Annotated in this window: 2 protein-coding genes; both read left to right on the top strand. The window is 34.8% G+C overall.

The window, feature by feature from the left end:
- Window positions 1-180 precede the first annotated feature (180 nt).
- Complete coding sequence (gene istA, locus AAGV28_RS15350; protein WP_373407632.1) at window positions 181-1,728, top strand: IS21 family transposase; 1,548 nt, start codon at window positions 181-183, stop codon at window positions 1,726-1,728.
- A gap of 16 nt (window positions 1,729-1,744) precedes the next feature.
- Window positions 1,745-2,482: an IS21-like element helper ATPase IstB gene (gene istB, locus AAGV28_RS15355; RefSeq protein WP_373407633.1), complete on the top strand. Its 738-nt coding sequence runs from the start codon at window positions 1,745-1,747 to the stop codon at window positions 2,480-2,482.
- Window positions 2,483-2,645 lie beyond the last annotated feature (163 nt).

Genomic DNA, 2,645 nt, shown 5'->3' on the forward strand with positions numbered 1-2,645 from the left:
TGGAAAAACCAGTCAAATTGACCACTACTTTCCAGTGTAAATTGACCACCAGTTCCGGAGCAAACTGACCACCACTTTCCAATTCAAACTGACCACCTAATTTTTGGGGTAAATTGATTATTAAAAGCTACTGACTTTTTCATGTTGTTAGAACCATACATTCGTTAAAAAATACGGATTATGGCAAACAAAATAACAGACATGAGTAAAATTAGAAAAGTAATTAAATTCTATTGTGATGGAAAGAGTAAGTTATTTATAAGTAGCTATTTATCTCTTTCCAGGAATACGGTAAAGAAATATATTTCTTTATTTGAAGTCCTCGGATTAAGCTTTGAATTAATTGATAAAAAAACAGATGCAGAACTAGAACTTTTGTTTTCACAGACTACTGTGGAATCAATTAGTCCCAAATTGCAGATACTTCATAATTTTTTTCCTAAAATGGAACGTGAACTAAAAAAAGTTGGCGTTACCGTACAACATATGTGGGAGCAATATATTTCCGTAAACCCTGATGGTTACAGGAGTTCACAATTTGCACATCATTACAAAACATGGAGTAAACGAGTCAATCCGGTAATGCATATGAATCACAAAGCAGGTGATAAAATGTATGTAGATTATGCCGGAAAAACACTCTCCATTATTGATAACGATACTGGAGAAATCAAAGAAGTACAATTTTTTGTAGCTATATTGGGAGCTAGTCAATACACCTATGCTGAAGCTTCCATGAGCCAACAGAAGGAGGATTTTGTCACTTCAGTAGAAAATGCCATGCGTTTTTTTGAAGGTACTCCTGCGGCAATTGTTCCAGATAATTTAAAATCTGCAGTAATTAAAAGCAGTCGTTTTGAACCGACAATTAATGAAACCTTGGCTGATTTAGCAGAACATTACGAAACTACAATCTTACCTGCCAGAGCTTATAAACCAAGAGATAAGTCATTAGTTGAAGGAGCTGTTAAGATATTGTACAGAAGAATTTATGTAACCCTAAAAGAAACTAAATTCTTTAGCCTAGAAGAATTAAACCAGCAGATATGGGATTTATTAGACACTCATAATAGTAGAAAACTTACTGGACGTCCTTACTCTCGAAAAGAATTGTTTTTAGAGGATGAGAAACAAAAACTGCGCCCACTACCACAAGAACGCTTTGAAATCAAATACCAATCCTTTGCAACGGTGATGCAAAACGGGCATGTTCAATTAAGTCAAGACAAAAATTACTACAGTGTTCCGTATCAATATGTAAAGAAAAAAGCGAAACTCTTGTATACCAAATCAACTGTGGAGATCTATTATAAATACAATCGAATAGCTGTCCATCAGCGGAATTATAAACCTTATGTCTATACCACAATCCCAGAGCATTTAGCCAGTACACATCAATTTGTAGCCCAATGGAGTGCTACTCGATTTATTGATTGGGCAAGTAGTATTGATGAGTCAGTGGGAGAATATATTATGCAGATAATCGAAAGCAGAAACCATCCTGAACAGGCTTATAAAAGTTGTTTAGGAATACTAAACTTCGAAAAAAAGGTTGGTAAGCAGCGATTAATAAATGCCTGTAAACGGGCACTCGATTTTAGAATATACAATTTTAAAACGATACAGAATATTTTAGAAAACAACTTAGACCATATTGATTTTGAACAAGAACCCGAGCAAGAACTCCCGAATCACGGTAACATAAGAGGAAAACATTATTATAACTAAATTAAATCTTGAAAACATGAATGAATCTACAGTAACAAAAATGAAACAAATGAAGCTTTATGGCATGTTTAATGCTTTTAAAACAGCCATTGAAAGCGGAAAAACAAACCATTACACACTCGATCAGTTCGTATCGATGATTATTGATGCTGAGTGGGACGAAAGGCACAATCGGCGTATTGAGCGCAGTATCAAGAATGCTCGATTCCATTACAAATCAAATATTGAAAGTGTCAATTTTGATGTATCACGTAATCTTGACCGAAACACGGTACTGCGTCTGGCAGAATGTGAATTTGTAGAAAAAAACGAAAACATCTTAATCACAGGAAGTACTGGCGTAGGTAAAAGTTACTTAGGTACCGCATTGGGCTATCAAGCCTGTATACAAGGTTTTAAAGTGAGTTATTTTAATACTTCGAAGTTGTTTGCTAAATTAAAAATGGCCAAAGCAGATGGTTCTTACCTGCGAGAGCTTGCCAAAATTGAAAGGCAAGACGTTATTATACTTGACGATTTTGGACTCCAAGCATTAGATAGTCACAACCGAATTACCCTTTTGGAGATCATTGAAGATAGGCATAATAACGGTTCTATAATTGTGACATCACAAATCCCAGTACAAGGTTGGTATGATATAATTGGCGAAAAAACTATAGCAGACGCAATTTTGGACAGGCTTATACATCAATCCCATCGACTCGAATTACATGGAGAATCTATGAGAAAAAAAAGAGGTATAAACAAAGGATAATATTTTAAGTATATTTGAATACTAATTAACAGATGAAAAAGAGTAGTTTTTAATGAAAAATGGAGATGGTCATTTTGCTCCGGAATTAGGTGGTCATTTTGAATTGGAATCAGGTGGTCACTTTAAATTGGATTAGGGTGGTCAATATCACTGGAATTTGCAA

Origin of the sequence: Flavobacterium zubiriense, assembly GCF_041729725.1 — a bacterium.
Lineage (GTDB): Bacteria > Bacteroidota > Bacteroidia > Flavobacteriales > Flavobacteriaceae > Flavobacterium > Flavobacterium zubiriense.